The organism is Alteribacter lacisalsi (genome assembly GCF_003226345.1).
Taxonomy (GTDB): Bacteria; Bacillota; Bacilli; order Bacillales; family Salisediminibacteriaceae; genus Alteribacter; species Alteribacter lacisalsi.
Genome location: NZ_PDOF01000009.1, coordinates 1 through 1,211 on the forward strand (window position 1 = coordinate 1; position 1,211 = coordinate 1,211).

A 1,211-nucleotide genomic window follows, 5' to 3' on the forward strand; every position below is an offset into this window, starting at 1 on the left:
TCAAACTTGTCTAGTGACGAAAGCGGAGAGGTCACACCCGTTCCCATGCCGAACACGGAAGTTAAGCTCTCCAGCGCCGATGGTAGTTGGGGGCTCTCCCCCTGTGAGAGTAGGACGTCGCTGGGCAAGTACCCGTGTTACGGGTAACTGTTCTTACAATACAAATGAATCCGGAGGATTAGCTCAGTTGGGAGAGCACCTGCCTTACAAGCAGGGGGTCGGCGGTTCGAGCCCGTCATCCTCCACCATATATGCTGGCCTAGCTCAATTGGTAGAGCAACTGACTTGTAATCAGTAGGTTGGGGGTTCAAGTCCTCTGGCCAGCACCATGCACGAGCCATTAGCTCAGTTGGTAGAGCATCTGACTTTTAATCAGAGGGTCGAAGGTTCGAGTCCTTCATGGCTCACCATTTTATAATGCGGGTGTGGCGGAATTGGCAGACGCGCTAGACTTAGGATCTAGTGTCTTCGGACGTGGGGGTTCAAGTCCCTTCACCCGCACCATTATAAAATTTAAAATTGTTTGTCTGCATATTGACTTGCGGAAGTAGTTCAGTGGTAGAACACCACCTTGCCAAGGTGGGGGTCGCGGGTTCGAATCCCGTCTTCCGCTCCATTAAACCCTCGCCGGGGTGGTGGAATTGGCAGACACACAGGACTTAAAATCCTGCGGTAAGTAATTACCGTGCCGGTTCAAGTCCGGCCCTCGGCACCATAATTACAAATATTATTTATTTGTGCGCCCGTAGCTCAATTGGATAGAGCGTCTGACTACGGATCAGAAGGTTAGGGGTTCGACTCCTCTCGGGCGCGCCATACTTATTCGGGAAGTAGCTCAGCTTGGTAGAGCACTTGGTTTGGGACCAAGGGGTCGCAGGTTCAAATCCTGTCTTCCCGACCATCTTTTATAAGGGGCCTTAGCTCAGCTGGGAGAGCGCCTGCTTTGCACGCAGGAGGTCAGCGGTTCGATCCCGCTAGGCTCCACCATTTATGACCTTTGAAAACTAAACAAAAAGCCAAGCGAAACGTGGGATATTTTAAGATATCCCGTCAATAAATTTTTATTTTGATGTCAGTGACATCGAACTTTCTACGGAGAGTTTGATCCTGGCTCAGGACGAACGCTGGCGGCGTGCCTAATACATGCAAGTCGAGCGGACTGATGGGGAGCTTGCTCCCCTGACGTCAGCGGCGGACGGGTGAGTAACACG

Annotated in this window: 9 tRNA genes and 2 rRNA genes; all 11 read left to right on the forward strand. The window is 51.7% G+C overall.

Annotation, left to right across the window (positions count from 1 at the left end):
- The first annotated feature begins 9 nt into the window (after positions 1-9).
- Positions 10-126, forward strand: a 5S ribosomal RNA gene (gene rrf / locus CR205_RS19975).
- A 46-nt stretch (positions 127-172) separates the two neighbouring features.
- Positions 173-248, forward strand: a tRNA-Val gene (locus CR205_RS19980).
- 5 nt (positions 249-253) lie between these two features.
- A tRNA-Thr gene (locus CR205_RS19985) sits at positions 254-329 on the forward strand.
- A 5-nt stretch (positions 330-334) separates the two neighbouring features.
- Positions 335-410, forward strand: a tRNA-Lys gene (locus tag CR205_RS19990).
- A gap of 9 nt (positions 411-419) precedes the next feature.
- Positions 420-504: transfer RNA gene (locus tag CR205_RS19995), tRNA-Leu, on the forward strand.
- 37 nt (positions 505-541) lie between these two features.
- Positions 542-616, forward strand: a tRNA-Gly gene (locus CR205_RS20000).
- A 10-nt stretch (positions 617-626) separates the two neighbouring features.
- Positions 627-715: transfer RNA gene (locus CR205_RS20005), tRNA-Leu, on the forward strand.
- A 24-nt stretch (positions 716-739) separates the two neighbouring features.
- Positions 740-816, forward strand: a tRNA-Arg gene (locus CR205_RS20010).
- 8 nt (positions 817-824) lie between these two features.
- Positions 825-901: transfer RNA gene (locus CR205_RS20015), tRNA-Pro, on the forward strand.
- 10 nt (positions 902-911) lie between these two features.
- Positions 912-987 (forward strand) — tRNA-Ala (locus tag CR205_RS20020).
- Positions 988-1,089: 102 nt separating this feature from the next.
- A 16S ribosomal RNA gene (locus CR205_RS20025) occupies positions 1,090-1,211 on the forward strand; the annotation flags it as partial.